The organism is Bradyrhizobium pachyrhizi, from assembly GCF_001189245.1.
Lineage (GTDB): Bacteria > Pseudomonadota > Alphaproteobacteria > Rhizobiales > Xanthobacteraceae > Bradyrhizobium > Bradyrhizobium pachyrhizi.
The window spans coordinates 1-17883 of sequence record NZ_LFIQ01000038.1 but is presented as its reverse complement, the minus strand read 5'-3'; the positions used below and the strand labels follow the sequence as shown (position 1 = coordinate 17883).

Annotated in this window: 18 protein-coding genes; all 18 read left to right on the top strand. The window is 60.3% G+C overall.

Features of this window, described 5'->3' with window-relative positions:
• The first annotated feature begins 29 nt into the window (after nt 1-29).
• The 18 genes from AKL29_RS04785 to AKL29_RS40310 all read left to right on the top strand — a co-directional run bounded on the left by AKL29_RS04785 (nt 30) and on the right by AKL29_RS40310 (nt 17660).
• A complete protein-coding gene (locus tag AKL29_RS04785; RefSeq protein ID WP_050383317.1) occupies nt 30-1289 on the top strand; it encodes a serine hydrolase domain-containing protein in 1260 nt (419 codons plus the stop codon).
• Nucleotides 1290-1634: 345 nt separating this feature from the next.
• The gene (locus AKL29_RS04780) at nt 1635-2735 is read left to right on the top strand and encodes a hydrogenase small subunit (RefSeq protein ID WP_050383326.1); all 1101 of its coding nucleotides are present in this window, start codon (nt 1635-1637) and stop codon (nt 2733-2735) included.
• A 14-nt stretch (nt 2736-2749) separates the two neighbouring features.
• Nucleotides 2750-4540, top strand: coding sequence for a nickel-dependent hydrogenase large subunit (locus tag AKL29_RS04775; protein ID WP_050383316.1), 1791 nt, complete (start codon nt 2750-2752; stop codon nt 4538-4540).
• Between the two features lie 4 nt (nt 4541-4544).
• Entirely contained in the window at nt 4545-5264 is a 720-nt protein-coding gene (cybH, locus tag AKL29_RS04770) for a Ni/Fe-hydrogenase, b-type cytochrome subunit (RefSeq protein ID WP_050383315.1), read from the top strand.
• 11 nt (nt 5265-5275) lie between these two features.
• Complete coding sequence (locus AKL29_RS04765; RefSeq protein WP_050383325.1) at nt 5276-5860, top strand: HyaD/HybD family hydrogenase maturation endopeptidase; 585 nt, start codon at nt 5276-5278, stop codon at nt 5858-5860.
• Between the two features lie 16 nt (nt 5861-5876).
• Nucleotides 5877-6167: a HypC/HybG/HupF family hydrogenase formation chaperone gene (locus tag AKL29_RS04760; protein WP_050383314.1), complete on the top strand. Its 291-nt coding sequence runs from the start codon at nt 5877-5879 to the stop codon at nt 6165-6167.
• Nucleotides 6168-6356: 189 nt separating this feature from the next.
• A complete protein-coding gene (locus tag AKL29_RS04755; RefSeq protein ID WP_050383313.1) occupies nt 6357-6803 on the top strand; it encodes a hypothetical protein in 447 nt (148 codons plus the stop codon).
• Nucleotides 6800-7660 carry a hydrogenase expression/formation protein gene (locus tag AKL29_RS04750; protein ID WP_050383312.1) on the top strand — a complete coding sequence of 287 codons (861 nt, stop codon included), beginning with the start codon at nt 6800-6802 and terminating at the stop codon, nt 7658-7660. The genes AKL29_RS04755 and AKL29_RS04750 overlap by 4 nt, the downstream gene beginning before the upstream one ends.
• A gap of 189 nt (nt 7661-7849) precedes the next feature.
• Nucleotides 7850-8380, top strand: a complete 531-nt coding sequence (hybE, locus tag AKL29_RS04745) for a [NiFe]-hydrogenase assembly chaperone HybE (protein WP_050383311.1) — start codon at nt 7850-7852, stop codon at nt 8378-8380.
• Nucleotides 8377-9468 (top strand): hypothetical protein, encoded by a 1092-nt coding sequence (locus tag AKL29_RS04740; protein ID WP_050383310.1) that lies wholly within the window; start codon nt 8377-8379, stop codon nt 9466-9468. Before hybE ends, AKL29_RS04740 begins: the two co-directional genes overlap by 4 nt.
• Nucleotides 9461-9802, top strand: coding sequence for a hydrogenase maturation nickel metallochaperone HypA (hypA, locus tag AKL29_RS04735; protein ID WP_050383309.1), 342 nt, complete (start codon nt 9461-9463; stop codon nt 9800-9802). Before AKL29_RS04740 ends, hypA begins: the two co-directional genes overlap by 8 nt.
• On the top strand, nt 9802-10752 hold the full coding sequence (gene hypB, locus AKL29_RS04730; protein ID WP_050383308.1) for a hydrogenase nickel incorporation protein HypB: 951 nt from the start codon (nt 9802-9804) through the stop codon (nt 10750-10752). Before hypA ends, hypB begins: the two co-directional genes overlap by 1 nt.
• A gap of 4 nt (nt 10753-10756) precedes the next feature.
• A complete protein-coding gene (hypF, locus tag AKL29_RS04725; protein ID WP_050383307.1) occupies nt 10757-13006 on the top strand; it encodes a carbamoyltransferase HypF in 2250 nt (749 codons plus the stop codon).
• 15 nt (nt 13007-13021) lie between these two features.
• Nucleotides 13022-13252: a HypC/HybG/HupF family hydrogenase formation chaperone gene (locus tag AKL29_RS44415; RefSeq protein ID WP_028336735.1), complete on the top strand. Its 231-nt coding sequence runs from the start codon at nt 13022-13024 to the stop codon at nt 13250-13252.
• A 2-nt stretch (nt 13253-13254) separates the two neighbouring features.
• Complete coding sequence (gene hypD / locus AKL29_RS04715; RefSeq protein WP_050383306.1) at nt 13255-14397, top strand: hydrogenase formation protein HypD; 1143 nt, start codon at nt 13255-13257, stop codon at nt 14395-14397.
• The gene (gene hypE, locus AKL29_RS04710; protein ID WP_050383305.1) at nt 14394-15440 is read left to right on the top strand and encodes a hydrogenase expression/formation protein HypE; all 1047 of its coding nucleotides are present in this window, start codon (nt 14394-14396) and stop codon (nt 15438-15440) included. The genes hypD and hypE overlap by 4 nt, the downstream gene beginning before the upstream one ends.
• A gap of 205 nt (nt 15441-15645) precedes the next feature.
• Nucleotides 15646-16758, top strand: coding sequence for an alanine dehydrogenase (ald, locus tag AKL29_RS04705; protein WP_050383304.1), 1113 nt, complete (start codon nt 15646-15648; stop codon nt 16756-16758).
• A 707-nt stretch (nt 16759-17465) separates the two neighbouring features.
• Nucleotides 17466-17660, top strand: coding sequence for a 4Fe-4S binding protein (locus AKL29_RS40310; protein WP_082190476.1), 195 nt, complete (start codon nt 17466-17468; stop codon nt 17658-17660).
• Nucleotides 17661-17883 lie beyond the last annotated feature (223 nt).

Genomic DNA, 17883 nt, shown 5'->3' with positions numbered 1-17883 from the left:
AGGTCCATCCATCCATTGGCGAGAGCTCAATGAACAAGCTTGTTGTGGCCGCGGCGGCCGCTGGAATCAGTTTCAAATCAGTACACTCTGCGCCTCTGCCCGAGGCCAGCGCAGATGACGTCGGCGTTTCTCAGCAGCGCCTTGCGAAACTAGACGAATTCTTCGCTCGCGAGATCGCAAGCGAGCGCGTGCCGGGCGCGGTGGTTGCAATCGCCAGAGACGGCAAGCTGGTTCACTACAAGGCGTACGGGCAGCTCGATCCACCAAAAGGAACGTCGATGCGGCTGGATGCGATATTCGCCCTCGCGTCTATGACCAAGCCGATGGTGGCGGTTGCTGGGCTTAGCCTCACGGAACAGGGTCGCCTGCCTTTGCGGGCCAAGCTTACGGATTACTATCCGCAATTCGCCAACATGAAGGTGGCGGTGCCGCAGCCTGACGGTTCATTAGAATTCGAAGCGCAGAGTTCTCCGATCTACATCCACGATCTTTATCGCCACACATCAGGCCTAACTTATGGCGCGCCGAATAGCTCAGATCAAGTGGCGCGTCTCTATCCGGAGTTCGCAGCTCCGCCGATCAAGGGCGATAAGGAGGCTTTCATCGAAGGCATCACCAAGCTGCCGCTGGCGCACCAGCCGGGAACAGAATTCGAATACGGTTTCTCGACTGACGTGCTTGGAGCTGTCGTGGAACAGGTTAGCGGGCAGCGAATGGGCGATTATCTTGCCGACAACTTGTGGAAGCCGATTGGAATGCTGGACGCCACTTTCCATCTGTCGACATCGCAACGCGAACGCCTCGCGCGTCCATTTCCAAACGACCCGCTGACGGGAAAGCCACAAAGCATCGAGCTCCTCGGAAGTCCGACGAGGTTTGACTGCGGGGGAGCCTGCGCATTTGCGACAGTTGGTGACTACGTGCGCTTTGGACAAATGCTGCTCAACGGCGGGGAGCTCGACGGGCAGCGCGTTCTCGGCCCAAAAACGGTGCATCACATGATTTCCAATCACCTTGGGCCGGAGATCAAGAACAAAGTCGGCAATGTGGAGCCGCACCGTGCCGGCTTTGGGTTCGGGCTCGGAGTAGCTGTACGCATAAGCGACGGTCTGTCGGCCGTTCCAGGTAATCCAGGTGAGTTCACCTGGACCGGCGCTTACGGAACTCAATTTTTCTGTGACCCCAAGGAGCGTCTGATCGTGGTGGTTGGAACGGCAGCACCCGGAGAGATCCGCAAGTACTACCGCGAGCAAGTCCAGAATATCGTTTATGCCGCAATAATCCGATAGTTCGCCTGGTGGGTTGCCCGTCAACTGCAACAACTGCTGTTCAGCATTGTCATGCCGCACACCTGTCACGGCCGCGTCGAAAGTGAGCATGACGCATTCATCGTATAGGGCGATTACCCTGCTGTTTTGTTGGAGTTCTCACATCGACGTTCAAAACCGGACGCTATTGGCGCAGTGGACGGTAGTCACAGGCGCAGCTTGTGCCTCGCTAGCCGGCCTTGCTCATCCGCATTGCGCCCGGCGAGCGGCGGTTTGGTACCTGTCAAGTGTTTCACGCACCGTGGCCTGTTTCTTGCTGCTTAACATCAGTAAGCGGTATAGCCCGGCGAGTACTTGGAAGGGATCATGGGCGAGGCAACGGACACTTTCTACGGCGTGATCAGACGTCAGGGCATCACGCGTCGCAGTTTCCATAAATTCTGCAGTTTGACCGCTGCGAGCTTCGGACTCGGCCCGCTCGCCGCAAGCACTATTGCCAATGCGCTAGAGACCAAGCCGCGTGTGCCCGTCATCTGGCTGCACGGCCTTGAGTGTACCTGCTGCTCGGAAAGCTTTATCCGCTCGGCCCATCCGTTGATCAAAGACGCGTTGCTGTCAATGATTTCGCTCGACTATGACGATACGATCATGGCGGCGGCAGGATACCAGGCCGAAGCCATCCTGGAGGAAACCCGTGCCAGATACAAAGGCAAGTATGTGCTTGCCGTCGAAGGCAATCCACCGCTGAACGAGGCGGGCATGTTCTGCATCGACGGTGGCAAGCCATTCGTTGAAAAACTCAGGTCGATGGCGGAGGAGTCCATGGCGATCATCGCTTGGGGCACGTGTGCGTCCTGGGGCTGTGTGCAAGCGGCCAAACCCAATCCGACTGGTGCGACGCCGATCGATCAGGTGATCACCAACAAGCCGATCATCAAGGTGCCCGGATGTCCGCCCATTGCGGAAGTCATGACCGGCCTGGTGACCTTCATCACGACGTTCGGAAAGCTTCCGGAACTCGATCGCCAGGGGCGGCCAAAGATGTTTTATTCCGAGCGCATCCACGACAAGTGCTATCGGCGTTCGCATTTCGACGCCGGCCAATTTGTCGAAGAGTGGGACGACGAGTGCGCACGCAAAGGCTATTGTCTCTACAAAATGGGGTGCAAGGGCCCGACCACCTATAACGCCTGTTCGGCCGTTCGCTGGAACGGCGGCGTTTCGTTCCCGATTCAATCCGGCCACGGCTGCCTCAGTTGCTCCGAAGACGGCTTTTGGGACAAAGGTTCGTTTTACGATCGACTCACGACCATCAGGCAATTCGGCATCGAGAAGAACGCCGACCAGATCGGCATGGCCGCTGCCGGTGCGGTTGGCCTGACCGTCGCCGCGCATGCGGCGGTGACGGCCGTGAAACGGTTGACCGACAAGGCGCATCGCGCAGCTCACAAAAGTAAACCGAATTGAGGGAAAGGCCGACGGTGACCGTCCGGACACCCAATGGGTTCAATCTCGATCGTTCTGGCAAGCGTATTGTCATCGATCCACTGACGCGGATCGAAGGCCATCTGCGCGTCGAGGCCAATCTCGATTCGGACAGCGTGATCCGCAACGCCGTCTCGAGCGGGACGATGTGGCGCGGCATCGAAGTAATTCTGCGCGGGCGCGATCCGCGCGACGCCTGGGCGTTCACCGAACGGATTTGCGGTGTCTGCACCGGCACCCATGCGCTCACCTCGGTGCGCGCCGTTGAAAACGCGCTAGGGATCACCATTCCGGAGAATGCCAACTCGATCCGCAACATCATGCAGCTGTGCCTGCTTGTGCATGACCACCTCGTACATTTCTATCATTTGCACGCGCTGGATTGGGTCGACGTGGTCTCCGCGCTCAAGGCCGATCCCAAGTCGACCTCGGCGCTGGTGCAGTCTATCTCGCCCTGGCCGCTGTCATCACCCGGCTATTTCAAGGATTTGCAGATCAGGCTGACTAAATTCTTTGGATCAGGGCAGCACGGTCCGTTCAAGAATGGCTATTGGGGTCATCCGGCTTACAAGCTGCCACCGGAAGCGAACCTGATGGCTGTGGCGCATTATCTGGAGGCGCTCGATTTCCAGAAGGAAATCGTCAAGATCCAAGCCGTCTATGGGGGTAAGAACCCGCATCCAAACTGGCTGGTCGGCGGCGTGCCTTGCCCAATCAATATGGATGGGACAGGCGCGGTGGGGGCGCTCAATATGGAGCGTCTCAACCTGATCTCCTCGATCATTGACCGTTCAATCGAGTTTGTCGAGCAGGTCTATCTGCCCGATATCGCAGTGATCGGTTCGTTCTATAAGGACTGGCTCCATGGCGGCGGACTTTCAGGCCAAAGCGTGATGTCCTACGGCGACATTCCCGAAAACGCCAACGACTGTTCGGCGAAAAGCCTCAAGTTGCCGCGCGGCGTCATTCTCGGTGGCAATCTGAATGAGATCCTGCCGATTGACCATGGTGATCCCGAGCAAATCCAGGAATACGTCGCCCATTCCTGGTATAAATACCCCAGCGAGTTCTCCGGACTACACCCTTGGGATGGCATCACCGAGCCGAGTTTTCAGCTTGGGGCAAAGGTCAAAGGCAGCAGGACAAATATCCAGGAACTCGACGAAGGCGGCAAGTATTCCTGGATCAAAGCGCCGCGCTGGCGCGGCCACGCTGTCGAGGTCGGGCCGTTGGCGCGATACATCATCGGTTATGCGCAAGGCAAAGCCGAATTCAAGGAGCCGGCGGACAGATTACTCAAGGGGCTCAGTCTTCCCCTGACTGCGCTATTTTCGACGCTCGGCCGCACCGCGGCGCGGGCGCTCGAATGCCAGTGGGCGGCGCATCAGATGCGCTATTTCCAAGATAAGCTCGTACTCCACATCAAGGCGGGCAATAGCGCAACTGCCAACGTCAGCAAGTGGAAGCCGGAAAGCTGGCCTAAGGAGGCCAAGGGCTACGGTTTCACTGAGGCGCCACGGGGGGCGCTCGGGCACTGGATCAAGATCAAGGACACCAAGATCGACAACTACCAATGTGTCGTGCCGACGACGTGGAACGGATCTCCTCGCGATTCCAAGGGCAATATTGGCGCTTTTGAAGCCTCCCTGATCGGTACCCCGATGGCCGACCCGCAGCGGCCGCTGGAGATCTTACGCACGATCCATTCCTTTGATCCATGCTTGGCGTGCTCGACCCATGTGATCAGTCCTGCCGGCCAAGAACTGGCCTCAGTCAATGTTCGTTAGGGACATGATGGATAAATCTCCGCAACGCCTTGCCGCCGTCGATTCGGCGCAAGCTGGTCGCGGCGTCGGCCGTGGCGTCACCTACGTTTATGAAGCGCCGGTGCGGCTGTGGCATTGGGTCAATGCGGCGGCCATTCTGGTGCTCGGTGTAACCGGCTATCTCATTGGAACGGGGACGCCTGCGATGCCGGGGGAGGCTAGCGGCAATCTCCTGTTCGGCTATATCCGCTTTGCGCATTTCTCTGCGGGATATGTGCTGAGCGTCGGCTTTCTGCTGCGCATCTACTGGGCCTTGATGGGAAACTCGCATGCCATGCAGATCTTTTGTGTGCCGCTCTGGCGCAGGTGCTTTTGGCGCGAGGTGTACCACGAGATTCGCTGGTACGCCTTCGTTGCAGTCGAGCCGGAGAGGCACGTCGGGCACAACCGGCTGGCTCAGCTCGCGATCTTCTTCATGTTCACGCAGACGATGACGTTCATGGTCGTGACAGGCTTTGCACTTTATGGGCAGGGTGCCGGTGATGATAGCTGGCAGTACGCGCTGTTCGGCTGGGCATTTGCAATCTGGCCGAACAGTCAGGACGTCCATACCTGGCATCATCTCGGCCTATGGGTGATCGTGACCTTTGCGGTGGTCCACATCTACGTGGTGATCCGCGAAGACATCATGTCGCGCCGGAGCATCTCCTCAATAATTTCCGGCGAACGCGAGTTACGCGATTGACCGGGAAGCGGTTGTCGGGTCCGGAGAATAAGAAAAGGATCCTGGTGCTCGGCATCGGGAACATCCTATGGGCGGACGAGGGATTCGGCGTGCGCGTAATAGAGGAGTTTCACCGCCGCTACGCCATCGAGGACAACGTCACCATGCTCGATGGCGGAACGCAGGGTCTCTACCTCGTCAGCTTTCTTGAGCAGGCCGATTGCCTGATCGTGTTCGATGCCATCGACTATGGACTTCCGCCCGGGAAGTTGAAGCTCGTGAGAGATGACGAGGTACCGAAATTTAGCGCTGCCAGGAAGATCAGCCTGCATCAGACCGGCTTTCAGGAGGTCCTGAGTGCGGCCGACCTGCTCGGACGCTGCCCGCGAGAGCTCGCTCTCATCGGCTGTCAGCCGCTGGACCTGGATCATTGGGGCGGTCCGCTGACTGATCCTGTGCGCTTTCAGATTAACCCCGCGATTGAACTGGCTTGCAAACTGCTTGCCCAGTGGGGCTCGCCGGCAAAACTGCGGATCGCGCCGCTGCCTGCTTCAGAATGGCTGTTGGCGAACAATATCGACCGTACAAATTATGAGATAGGAGCGCAGCCGATCTAGCGGCCTGCGGCTGACCATGTGCCTTGGCTTGCCAATGACGATCGTTGAGACCGACGGCATCACCGCGCTGTGCCAGCATGGCAATGAACAGCGGCATGTTTCGGTGATGCTGCTCTCCGGCGCGTCGGTCGGCGCTAAGGTGCTCGTCCATATCGATACCGCAGTGCGGCTCTTGGACGAGGATGAAGCAAGGCTGATATCGGAAGCACTCGACGGACTTGAGGCCGGCCTCAACGGCCAGGACTGCGATCGCTTCTTTGCGGACTTGATCGGTCATGAGCCGCAATTGCCCGAGCACCTACGCTAGCGGTACCGCTTGCGGACATTGGGCTGCGTGCTCTTGCTCCCAACTGGAGTTTGCAATCGCAGCGCAACATTCACACGAAAATGTCGAGCCGCTGGTTCGAGCGGGGAATGTGATCGGGCGAGCCGATGATGGCATGTGGCTTGCTAATACCTCGCCTAGCCGAACCAAAAACTATCACAAAGGTGTCCGATGAAGTTCCATCCGGTGCAGCACGATCTGCCGTGGCCCGGTCTGTCCGATGTGGAGAGAGCGGGCGCCGATGCGCCTCTGGCCGCGGAGGACCCCGGAACGGGGGGCGCGGCGCTGCTGCCGGCGGCCAATCTCCCCCATTCGCTCTGGGCCATCCACGTGGCCATCGGGCTTTCTGAATGGATCAAGTCGTTTCGGCGGCGCGTGCGGAGGGCAGTGACTGCGCGGGGCGCCGGTGACGAGCCGGGCTGGCGCCGCAGCCTGCTCGGCTCGCAGACGCCGATCGAGTGCCATCAGCAGGGTACACGGCGCATGATCCTCACAAGCCTGGTCCGTTTGCTCAAGATCGACCCCACCTTGGTACCGACCGCTCGACCACGCGCCGGTGGCGCTCGTATCGCCAAAAGCACCGCCTCTCGGCATGCCCAACGGAAGGCAGCATCATGAAAGCAGCGGCCCGCGTCGGATCCGACGGCGCCGAGCAGGCGGTGAGCGAGTTTCCCTTGGGGTTGAAAAGTCTCGACGTAATCCATGGCGGACTGACGACTGTGGTGGCGCCGGTCAAGTGCGCTTGTCGCGATGGCGACGAGCTTGCAAGGGACCGTGCGAATGCCGTCGCGCTGTTATCGAAGGCCGCTGCTGCCGCCGGCCAAAGAGGCGGCGCGCGGACGCAACTGTACGGGCTGGCGAACCTCAGTGATCTCGGACGCACGCTGATTGCCGAAGTGCTTGGGGAAGGCGAGGTTGCTGGCGTTGTCGCGCTGCCGGATGGCTCCCTAGCGCAAATTTGGGAATCCGTGTTTGCGGGAATCTGGCGCGTGCGCATCGGGACCGAGCCCGCACATGAATATGTCGAGGTCGGGGCGATCCCGCAGATTGTGCGGCGTGCCGCAACCGACCTGACTTCCACTGATCTTGTGATCGCCGCTCCGCCGGACGGCGCGATGAACGTGCTGCCGGTGCTCGCCGAAATACGCGAGCGGGCCCGTGCCTGGCGGTCTGGCATGCGCGCGCATGTCATCAACCTCACGCTGCTCCCGATGAACGCTGTCGATCTGGCGTTTCTGCACGAAAGCGTGGGCAACGGTCCGACCCAGCTAGTCTTCCGCGGCTACGGCACATGCCGGGTGCAGGCGACCGGGATCCGGAACGTCTGGTCGGTGCAGTTCTTCAATTCTACGGACAACATCATCCTGGATACGCTGGAGGTCGGCGGCGTGCCGATTGTTGCGTTGGCCGCGGACGAGGATTTCGAGGATTCCGCCGAACGCCTGCGGGAAATGATCGAGGTTTACGCCACATGAATAGCTTGGAGAATAGGTGGCATCGGACGGATTCCGGCAGACGGCGCGCCTGCAATTGGCGTTGGCTGGATCATGCGCAACGGACCGAAGAGCGATGGCGGCGCAGACTGCCGCGCGAGCGCGTGGCGCCAAGAATGAAAAGTTTTTTCAGATTTCGCACCTTCAGGTTCGGCTTCGCGTCCGTTGAAAATGGTGCTTGAGCGCGAACGGGACGATCGTAGGAGCAAGCACGCCGATGTGTCGACGTCTGAGGAGATGCTCGCAGCAGCCTATTGGGCTATCGCTGGTCGAACCATGCGCACGCGACCGACCTTGAACGATCCGTGTACAGGGTCGAAGCGATCGGGTTTCGCACACGCGCAGGGCAGGGCCGGTAGCATGAAGGGCGCGACTTGGGCCATGAACGTGGTTATCTTCCTGCGTAACGGTACCTGCCAACGGCATGCTGGGCAGAGATCGAACCTGCGCTTGCGAGTTCGATCCGGCGACATTGAACTTGTCGTCAGCGAAATCGCGTCGTTGAGCTCGATTGCCCGTTGCTCCCTGCTCTCGGCGACCTCGGCACACAAAGACAAGGGGGACGTCCGTGCCGAAGCAGTGGTCGGTGCTATGATATGGCCGGACATGCGCCGAGCTCAATATCATATCCATGCACCACATCTCTGTTTGATCGACCGCCGGCATTTCTTGCGCGAGATGATGGCGGAGCGCTGCGCATGACTCTTTTCGCCCGCAACAAAATCGATGTCACCATATTGCTTGCTGCCGACGTCATCGCCGCGGTCGAGATCCTGCCGCGAGCCAGGCCGCCGTTGGCGCGGCTGTTCACCGGCAGGCCGGCCTCGTCGTTGTTCGAGGCGCTGCCGCGCCTCTTCACGTTATGCGCCGCTGCGCAGCAAGCCGCATTGCAGTCCGCGACCGAGGCGGCGCGCGACGAAGAGATCGTTCTGGCGACCAAACAGCATCGTATTATGCTGGTCGTTGCCGAGCGCATTGCAGAATTGCTGCGGGGCCTCTTTGTCGGACATCCTACGCCGAGCAGCACTGCGTCGGCGATCCGGTCCCTCATACAGGGATTGTCAGCGCTTGTCGGCAGCGCACGGCCAGCTCGCGGTTCAGCTCGACGCGAGGCTACAGCACAGATTGTGGCTGCGCTCGCTGCACTCGGCATGCCGGATGAAGATGGCGCGCCGATGCCCGGTAGCCCGTTCGCGCTTTGCATTGCAGCGCTTGACGAGGTCGACTTGAAGTCTATCCCGATCGCGCACTCGTTCCTGTCCGTTGCCGACGACCGCAACATCATTGAACGGCTGCTCGGCGATGACCCGACGTTTTGCCATTGTCCTTACCTTGGGGGGCATGCGCCCGAGACGGGTCCATGGGCGCGCCAAATGACGCGTGATCAGCTCTGGCTGGGTCGGTCGGGTGCCGTCGAGCGGCTGAAGGCCAGAATTGCAGAAATCGTTCGGCTATGCGACTGGCTCAAGGCCGGTGCTCATATCGAGTCGGCGGAGCCTGGGATCATCGAAAGCTACAGGCTAGGTCCTGGCCGTGCAGCGGCCGCGGTCGAATGCGCCAGGGGCCGGCTCTATCACGCGGTTGAGCTCGATCCTCAGGGGCAGATATACCGCTTCGAGTTTCTTGCGCCGACGGAATGGAATTTCCATTGGCGCGGTCCGCTTGTCCGGAACCTGCAGGGCGCGGTGCTGACGGCGAGACGACATCAGCAAGCGGTTCGTGCGGTGATTACATCGCTTGATCCCTGCGTTGGATTCACGCTCAAGTTTCGCGAAGTTGACGATGCATGAAATGGCGCTTTGTCAAAGCATCATCGAAATCATCGAGGACGAGGCGCGCCGCCGATCGCTTTCGCAGGTGCGCAGCGTCTGTCTGGAGATCGGGACCCTGAGCCATGTCGCGCCTGAAGCGATCAAGTTCTGCTTTGCAGTCGTTGCAGCGCGGACCATTGCCGAAAACGCGGCTCTTAAAATTGTCGAACTTCCCGGTGGGGCCTGGTGCACGAGCTGTTCGAAGAGCGTCGAAATTCTCCGGCGCGGTGAGCGCTGCCCTTGCTGCGGCAGCTACCAGTTGCAGGTAACCACGGGCGAACAGATGCGGGTAAAGGAGCTGGAGTTCGATTGATGTGTACCATATGCGGCTGCAGCGAAGGAATGCCTTCAGCGGAAGTTATCCAAGCGCATGATGCGCGAGACCAAGAGCGTCACCATGCTCATGGGCAGGACGATTGCGATCGCCATCATGCCCATCGTCATCGTGACCAGGGCCAGCCGCATTCGCGCGATGCTCGCCGCCGCCATGATCACGATCATCATCCTGGCCATCACCAGGCGCATCGGGAGCAGGCGCCTTCGAGCTGCGGCGCCGGATCGGCCACGTTGAAGCTCGCGCCCATGAACAGCGAGCGGCTCGTTCAGATCGAGCGCGACATCCTTGGCAAGAACAACAGGATCGCCGCAGACAACCGCACGCGTTTCGTGGCCGATAACGTGCTGGTTTTTAACCTTGTGTCCAGCCCGGGTGCAGGCAAGACCTCGCTGCTGGTCCGCGCCGTGTCAGAGCTCAAGCGCAGTCGCCCGATCGGGGTTATCGAAGGCGACCAGCAGACCTCGAATGATGCCGAACGCATTCGCTCGGTCGGCGTGCCGGCTATTCAAGTCAATACCGGCAAGGGTTGCCATCTCGATGCAGCAATGATTGGCGAGGCTTATCGCCGCTTGCCGCTGCTGACGCGCGGTATTCTCTTTATCGAGAACGTCGGTAATCTGGTTTGTCCGGCAGCCTTCGATCTCGGCGAGACCTGCAAGATCGTGGTGTTGTCGACCACCGAAGGCGAAGACAAGCCGCTTAAATATCCGGATATGTTTGCTGCTTCGTCGCTCATGCTGGTCAACAAGATTGATCTGACCCCGCTGCTGGCGTTCGATTTGCCAAAGACGGTCGAATACGCAAGACGAGTCAATCCAAAGGTCGAAGTGCTGACGGTCTCGGCGCGCACCGGCGAGGGTTTTGGCGCCCTGTACGCCTGGATCGATCGGCAGGGGCGCATCAAGGATGCGCCGGAGAGGACATAGGGCGATGAGCGCCGCGGCTATCGCCTGCGACCCGACACGGCTGCGCGTGCGCGTGAGCGGGGCTGTGCAAGGGGTCGGCTTTCGCCCCTACGTGTATGGCCTTGCCAAGCGATACGGATTGGTGGGGTTTGTCGTCAATGACCCCGAGGGCGTCACAATCGAAGTCGAGGGCAACTGGGCTGCGGAGTTTGTTGTCGCTTTGCCGCTGGAGGCGCCTCCACTGGCACGCATCGACGAGATCTGCGTTCAACAGACCGCGGCGCTCGGGACGAAAGACTTTTCGGTCACCACGAGCCAAGCTGGCAGATTGTCGACGCGGATCGTCGCCGATGCCGCGACCTGCGAGCAATGCCTCAGTGAGCTGTTCGATCCCGAAAATCGTCATTACCTTTATCCCTTCATCAACTGCTCCCATTGCGGTCCACGCTATACCATCGCCGAACGGCTTCCATACGATCGCCGCAACACGGTTATGAAGGCCTTCAGCCTGTGTGTCGCCTGCGCGGCCGACTATGCCGATCCGGCGAGCCGCAGGTTCCATGCGGAAGCGATCGCGTGTCCGACCTGCGGCCCTCGGCTCAGCCATGGGATCAATGCCATTGTCGCGGCAATCGCCGGCGGCCAAATCGTCGCGATAAAGGGGCTGGGCGGGTATCAGTTGCTTTGCGACGCGCGTAACCAGCGCGCCGTCCAGCGTTTGCGCAGCAGAAAGCAGCGCCCTCAGAAGCCGTTCGCGGTCATGGTCGGTTCCATCGCGCAGGTCAACGAGATCGCGGAAGCGAATGGGCCGGAGCTTGCGCTGCTCGAATCCTCAGCACGTCCCATCATCCTTCTTCTACCTACGCGCAATGATCTGGCGCCTGCCATAGCTCCTGGCTTGTCGCGCGTGGGTGTTATGCTGCCGCTAACCCCGCTGCATCACCTGATCTTCCATGAGTTTCGCTCCACAGCAGCATGGCTTGCGGGACCCGGCCCGGTTATCGTTGCCACCAGTGCCAATTCTTGCGGCGAACCGCTTCTGATCGACAACGCGCAGGCGCGGCGGCGGCTTGAGGGGATCGCCGATCTTATCGTGACCCATGATCGCGAGATCCTGACGCGTGCCGATGATTCCGTGATGTCGGTGGTGGCAGGCCGGCCTCAATTCATTCGCCGTGCGCGCGGTTATGTTCCCGAACCGACCCGTCTTGCGCGGTCGGTGCCGCCCGTGCTTGCCGTCGGCGGCGCACTGAAATCGACCGTCACCATTACGCGGGGCAACGAAGCGTTCGTCTCCCAGCATATTGGCGATCTCGACACGGCTGAAGGCCTCCGTGCGTTCGAGGAGACGATTCGGCATCTCACTTCGACCCTTGACGTGGAGCCCGTCGTCATTGCCCACGATCTGCATCCCAATATGGCGTCGACCCGGTTTGCGGAAGCGAGTGGTCGCACGCTGATCGCTGTCCAGCATCACCACGCACACGCCGCCGCCGCCATCGCTGAGCATGGCCATGCGGGACCTGCGCTTGCCCTGGTGCTCGACGGCCATGGCTTCGGCTGCGACGGCGGAAACTGGGGTGGTGAGCTATTGTTGTGCGAAGAATCGAGGTTTCGACGCATCGGGCATCTCGCGCCCCTGCAGATGCCTGGCGGCGATCGTGCAGCCCGCGAGCCGTGGCGCATGGCGAGCGCAGTATTACACCAGCTCGGGCGGGGAAACGAAATCGGGCCTCGCTTTGCAGCGCAACGACAGGCTGAGCGCGTGCCGGCATTGCTCGATCGGCCGGGCGGGGCCACCACGACCAGCGCGGGCCGCTTGTTCGATGCCGCGGCGGCATTGCTGGGGGTCGCGAGTTTGCAGAGCTATGAGGGCGAAGCTGCGATGAAGCTCGAGGCGCTGGTGCGGCGGACTGCTATTCTCGAAGCCGGCTGGACCATCGAGCGCGGCATGCTGTCGCTTCGTTCGCTATTTTCGCGGTTGATTGCAGGCGACCTCGACGCCGCGGACGGAGCCGGCCTGTTTCATGGCACCTTTGCCGCCGCCTGCATTGACTGGGTCACGCACGCTGCGCGGAGAACCGGTGTCAGTACCATCGTACTAAGCGGCGGCTGTTTCCTGAATGCGGTGCTGGCGGAAGAGATTGACCGCGGTTGCCGCAGCGCAGGCCTCACCCCGCTGGTGCCACGCCAGCTGCCGCCCAACGACGGTGGTTTGAGCCTTGGACAGGCCTGGATTGCCGCTCTGCGGATTACGAACAGTCGTCAGCCCTAGACGGAGCAGCCTGATATGTGTCTTTCGATCCCGGCAAAAATCGCGAAAATCCTACCCGACGATATGGCGATCGTGTCCGTTGATGGGGTCAGCCTGGAGATATCGATCGCTCTCGTTGAGGAGCTCGACGTCGGCGACACCGTTCTTGTCCATGTCGGCTATGCGCTGTCCAAGATCAATCCGACAGAAGCCAAGCGCACGTTGGAGCTGCTGCAGGAGCTGGGCAGTGCAGGCCAGGAACGCTGATCATGAAATATGCCGACGAATTTCGTGACAAGACCATCGCGCAGGGGCTCGCGCGCGCGATCGGCGCCGAAGCCGGACCGCGACGGACTTACCGCTTCATGGAATTCTGCGGCGGACATACTCATGCGATCTCCCGGTACGGGCTGGAGGATTTGCTGCCCGCGAATGTGCGCATGATCCACGGGCCCGGTTGTCCCGTCTGCGTTCTGCCCGCCAGCCGGATTGACATGGCGATCCGGCTCGTCGAGCGGCCGGAGGTCACTCTGTGCGTCTATGGCGACCTGATGCGCGTGCCTGGCTCGCAGGGGCAGTCCCTGCTGCGAGCCAAAGCCCTCGGCGCAGACATTCGGATGGTCTATTCGACGCTCGACGCAATCCGGCTCGCCGAACAGGTGCCAAGCCGCGAGGTGGTGTTCTTTGCCATCGGATTTGAGACCACGACGCCGCCGACGGCGGTGATGGTCCGGATTGCCGATAAGAAGCGGCTGAAGGGCCTCAGCGTGTTCTGCAACCACGTGCTTACGCCTTCTGCGATGCACAGCATTCTCGAGAACCCGAACATGCGCAAGATCGGTGGGGTCGCAATCGACGGCTTCGTTGGTCCTGCGCACGTCAGCACCATCATCGGTACGCAGCCTTACGAGCCCTTGGCCGAACAATTCGGTAAGCCGGTCGTCATCGCGGGATTTGAACCGCTCGACGTGATGCAGGCGATCCTGATGCTGGTGCGGCAGGTGAACGAAGGCCGCTACGAGGTGGAGAACCAATACAGCCGTGCGGTTACGAGCCAAGGCAATCCACGCGCCAAAAACGAGATCTCGCAGGTATTCGAACTGCGTGAGCAGTTCGAATGGCGTGGGCTTGGGCTCGTCCCCAACAGTGGACTGAAGCTGAAGCGGGCTTACGCGGGATTCGATGCCGAGGCGCGTTTTGCGATGCACGAGCTGCGTGTCGCCGACAATCCGGCATGCGAGTGCTGTGCGATTCTGCGCGGCGCCAAGCGGCCGGTCGACTGCAAGCTGTTTGGAACCATCTGCACGCCAGAAACACCCATAGGATCTTGCATGGTTTCCTCGGAAGGCGCTTGTGCCGCGTATTGGACCTATGGCCGAGTTCGCGATGATCAGGTGAGGCGGATGTCATGAGCGTAAAGGCCTATCAGCGCAAGCTCGACGTCGAGAACGGACGCGTTGATCTTTCCCACGGATCCGGGGGGCGTGCCATGGCACAACTGATCTCCGGTATTTTTCACCAAGCCTTCGGTAATGAATGGCTTGCCCGCTGCAATGATCAGTCGGCGTTTGACGTTGCGGCAGGCAGGATGGTGATGACGACGGACGGCTATGTGGTCTCGCCGCTGTTCTTTCCCGGCGGCAATATCGGGTCACTGGCTGTGCACGGCACAATCAATGATGTCGTGATGGCCGGCGCGCGTCCGCTCTATCTATCGGCTAGCTTCATCATCGAGGAGGGGTTCCGGCTTTCAGATCTAAGGACGATAGCGCAGTCGATGGGCGCGGCGGCGCGCGGTGCCGGCGTTTACATCATCACTGGAGACACCAAGGTCGTTGAGCGCGGCAAGGCCGATGGTCTGTTCATCTCTACGACTGGGATTGGGGTTCTGGCCGATGGGCTCGATCTTTCCGCGGACAAAGCAAGGATCGGGGACCGTGTGCTGGTGTCGGGCAGCCTTGGCGATCATGGAGTGGCGATCATGTCAACGCGCCAGCACGCTGCTCTTCAAATTGAGATCGTCTCGGATTCCGCATCGCTGCATAACCTAGTGGCTGTCATGATGGCGGCTGGCGGCAGCGGCATCCGGGTGATGCGTGACCCTACGCGCGGCGGTCTTGCAGCGGCTCTCAATGAGATTGCGCATCAATCTGGCCTTGGGTTCCGTCTGCAGGAAGCGGCCATTCCCGTAAAGCCTGCGGTTGCGGCGACCTGCGAGCTCCTTGGGCTTGATCCGATCCATGTCGCCAATGAGGGCAAGCTCGTTGCGATCGTCGCGCCTGATACGGCTGATGCCGTGCTTGCAGCCATGAAGACGCATCCGCTCGGGTGCGATGCAGCCGATATTGGCGAGGCGGTTGCTGACGATCACAAATTTGTCCAGATGGCGACCAGCTTCGGCGGCGGACGAATTGTCGATTGGTTGTCGGGTGAACAATTGCCTCGAATCTGTTGAAGGCGCCGCGCCCACCTGCGGCGAGCCTGAACGAAACAATAGTTAAGTAAGTGAACATAGTCACTCAATCCGCTCGGCATCTGTTTGTTTGAAATCATGCGTAGCTGGCCAAAGATCGCTGAATTCCTGCGCCATTTAGCCGCCTGCATCGCAATATCACTGTGCTCTTGCGATTAAAAAGGCCCTCCAGGCAGGGAGTTTTCAAATGAAGGTCGGAGTCCCCAAGGAAATCAAGGCGCACGAATATCGCGTGGGCCTTACCCCTGGAGCCGTCCGCGAATACGTGGCAGCGGGCCACCGCGTCGTGATCGAGACCAATGCCGGCGCCGGCATTGGTGCAACCAATGACGATTATCGCGCCGCCGGCGCAACGATTCTGGATTCCGCAGCCGAGGTATTCGCATCGAGCGAGATGATCGTAAAGGTTAAGGAGCCTCAGCCATCCGAATGGAGCCAGCTGCGGGAGAGCCAGATCCTCTTCACTTACCTGCATCTGGCGCCAGATCCGGAGCAGGCCAAAGGGCTCCTAAAATCCGGGTGCACCGCGATCGCCTATGAGACCGTAACTGATGCCCATGGTGGTCTTCCACTGTTGGCGCCGATGAGCGAGGTCGCAGGTAGGCTTGCGATCGAAGCGGCGGGTAGCGCGCTGAAGCGGAGTGCAGGTGGACGAGGGCTGTTGATCGGTGGAGTGCCCGGTGTTCAGCCGGCTCGGATCGTGGTGATCGGAGGTGGCGTCGTTGGCACGCACGCGGCACGCATGGCGGCCGGTTTGGGCGCAGAGGTCACTGTCATCGACCGTTCGATACCCCGGCTTCGCGAGTTGGACGAGCTATTCGAAGGGCGCGTTCGTACCAGGTTTTCCACCATTGAATCCGTGGAGGCGGAGGTATTTGCGGCAGATGTGGTAATTGGTGCGGTGCTCGTTCCAGGAGCGAGCGCGCCGAAGCTGGTGCGCCGGAGCATGCTGAGCTCAATGCGCAAGAGGGCGGTCATCGTGGACGTCGCCATCGATCAGGGCGGCTGCTTTGAGACATCGCATCCAACCACTCACGCTGATCCAACTTACGAAGTGGATGGTATCATTCATTACTGCGTGGCCAATATGCCCGGCGCTGTTCCGCTGACCTCGAGCCAGGCACTGAATAATGCCACGCTGCCGTTTGGTTTAGCTCTGGCCAACAAGGGTTTTTCCGCCGTGCTCGAGAATCCGCACCTGCGCGCGGGCCTTAATGTCCATCGGGGCCGGCTAACGTACAAGGCCGTCGCCGAGAGCCTCGGACTTCCCTTCTCTCCGATCGAACAGGCTGCGGCCTGATCCCAGAGGCCCCACACGGGCGTTTCCTCCCTGACTTGGGCCACCCTTCGGGGTGGCTTTTTTTTCGGCTCTATCAATCTGCTCAGCACCGCTGGGATTTCTTTGGAACGCGGAGCGAAGGATCCCAGACGATCGCGCTCGGCTTGCAGTCGTGGCCGTATGCGAGACAAACCACTTTCGTCCCATACAGGGTATAGAATGCATGCCTGCCAGTAATCCGCGGAGAGTGAATGTTGCCTGCAGCGGCTTGCTCTGAAGGCATGCGATCATCGAAGCGACTTTATCTGCGCGATCGCCGCGACGTTTCTGGCTGTGCTGCGGAGACGCGGACCGGCGACGACTGCGCCAGCTCTTCATCGTCGCGCTGTAGCTCGATCCGCTCTGTTCGGTGAGAGAACCGATGTGCAGCAGAGCACTCGGAAGAGGCGGTGCCCGATTGTAGCCGCGCCACCGCGGCCATGCGAAGGATCATGCCTTTGAGTCGGCGGGCGCGGTTCACCTCGCCGGCTGACCGCCGCCGGATCGACCTGAGCTCAAACTAGGCGTTCAGATCAAGCCGCCGTGATGCCGATTGTCGCATTTGCGACAACCGTTGAGGCGGCGAGATGCGCTTTGGAAAATAGCCGAGACAAATCAAGCCTAAGATCTTTGGCATAAGACTTGAAAGCAAGAAGTGGTCCCGCACTTTTGCTTATGGAATCGCAGTGATGGCCTACAAGATAATCGCATCCCAGTGCACCGTCTGCGGCGCGTGTGAGTTCGAATGTCCCAACGCCGCGATCAGCCTGAAGAACGACATATATGTCATCAATCCGGCCCAGTGCACCGAATGTGAGGGGCATTTTGACGCGCCGCAATGCGCTGTCGTTTGCCCAGTGCCTGATACCTGCGTGCCGGCATAAGGGTGGCCGATGAGGGGGGCCCGGTGCAAAACATGATGAAGACTCGAGCGACGGCAACAGCTGCCTGGATCGATCATCTGATTCTCTTACTCGCTGGTCCCGTAACATGCGCGATCAGCGGAGGCGGCGCGGGGCAACCATCGTCGACTGAAGTCGTCCATGCGCGAGCGGAGTAGGCAATGGTAGCCGTGCCAGAGACGGTCGAGCGCGTCCGGCGCATCGA

What these genes read in the sequence shown, in the direction of transcription:
- AKL29_RS04785 (WP_050383317.1), top strand. Translation starts at nt 30, where the DNA reads ATGAACAAGCTTGTTGTGGCCGCGGCGGCCGCTGGAATCAGTTTCAAA.
- AKL29_RS04780 (WP_050383326.1), top strand. Translation starts at nt 1,635, where the DNA reads ATGGGCGAGGCAACGGACACTTTCTACGGCGTGATCAGACGTCAGGGC.
- cybH (WP_050383315.1), top strand. Translation starts at nt 4,545, where the DNA reads ATGATGGATAAATCTCCGCAACGCCTTGCCGCCGTCGATTCGGCGCAA.
- AKL29_RS04760 (WP_050383314.1), top strand. Translation starts at nt 5,877, where the DNA reads ATGTGCCTTGGCTTGCCAATGACGATCGTTGAGACCGACGGCATCACC.
- AKL29_RS04755 (WP_050383313.1), top strand. Translation starts at nt 6,357, where the DNA reads ATGAAGTTCCATCCGGTGCAGCACGATCTGCCGTGGCCCGGTCTGTCC.
- AKL29_RS04750 (WP_050383312.1), top strand. Translation starts at nt 6,800, where the DNA reads ATGAAAGCAGCGGCCCGCGTCGGATCCGACGGCGCCGAGCAGGCGGTG.
- hybE (WP_050383311.1), top strand. Translation starts at nt 7,850, where the DNA reads ATGGTGCTTGAGCGCGAACGGGACGATCGTAGGAGCAAGCACGCCGAT.
- AKL29_RS04740 (WP_050383310.1), top strand. Translation starts at nt 8,377, where the DNA reads ATGACTCTTTTCGCCCGCAACAAAATCGATGTCACCATATTGCTTGCT.
- hypA (WP_050383309.1), top strand. Translation starts at nt 9,461, where the DNA reads ATGCATGAAATGGCGCTTTGTCAAAGCATCATCGAAATCATCGAGGAC.
- hypB (WP_050383308.1), top strand. Translation starts at nt 9,802, where the DNA reads ATGTGTACCATATGCGGCTGCAGCGAAGGAATGCCTTCAGCGGAAGTT.
- hypF (WP_050383307.1), top strand. Translation starts at nt 10,757, where the DNA reads ATGAGCGCCGCGGCTATCGCCTGCGACCCGACACGGCTGCGCGTGCGC.
- AKL29_RS44415 (WP_028336735.1), top strand. Translation starts at nt 13,022, where the DNA reads ATGTGTCTTTCGATCCCGGCAAAAATCGCGAAAATCCTACCCGACGAT.
- hypD (WP_050383306.1), top strand. Translation starts at nt 13,255, where the DNA reads ATGAAATATGCCGACGAATTTCGTGACAAGACCATCGCGCAGGGGCTC.
- hypE (WP_050383305.1), top strand. Translation starts at nt 14,394, where the DNA reads ATGAGCGTAAAGGCCTATCAGCGCAAGCTCGACGTCGAGAACGGACGC.
- ald (WP_050383304.1), top strand. Translation starts at nt 15,646, where the DNA reads ATGAAGGTCGGAGTCCCCAAGGAAATCAAGGCGCACGAATATCGCGTG.
- AKL29_RS40310 (WP_082190476.1), top strand. Translation starts at nt 17,466, where the DNA reads ATGGCCTACAAGATAATCGCATCCCAGTGCACCGTCTGCGGCGCGTGT.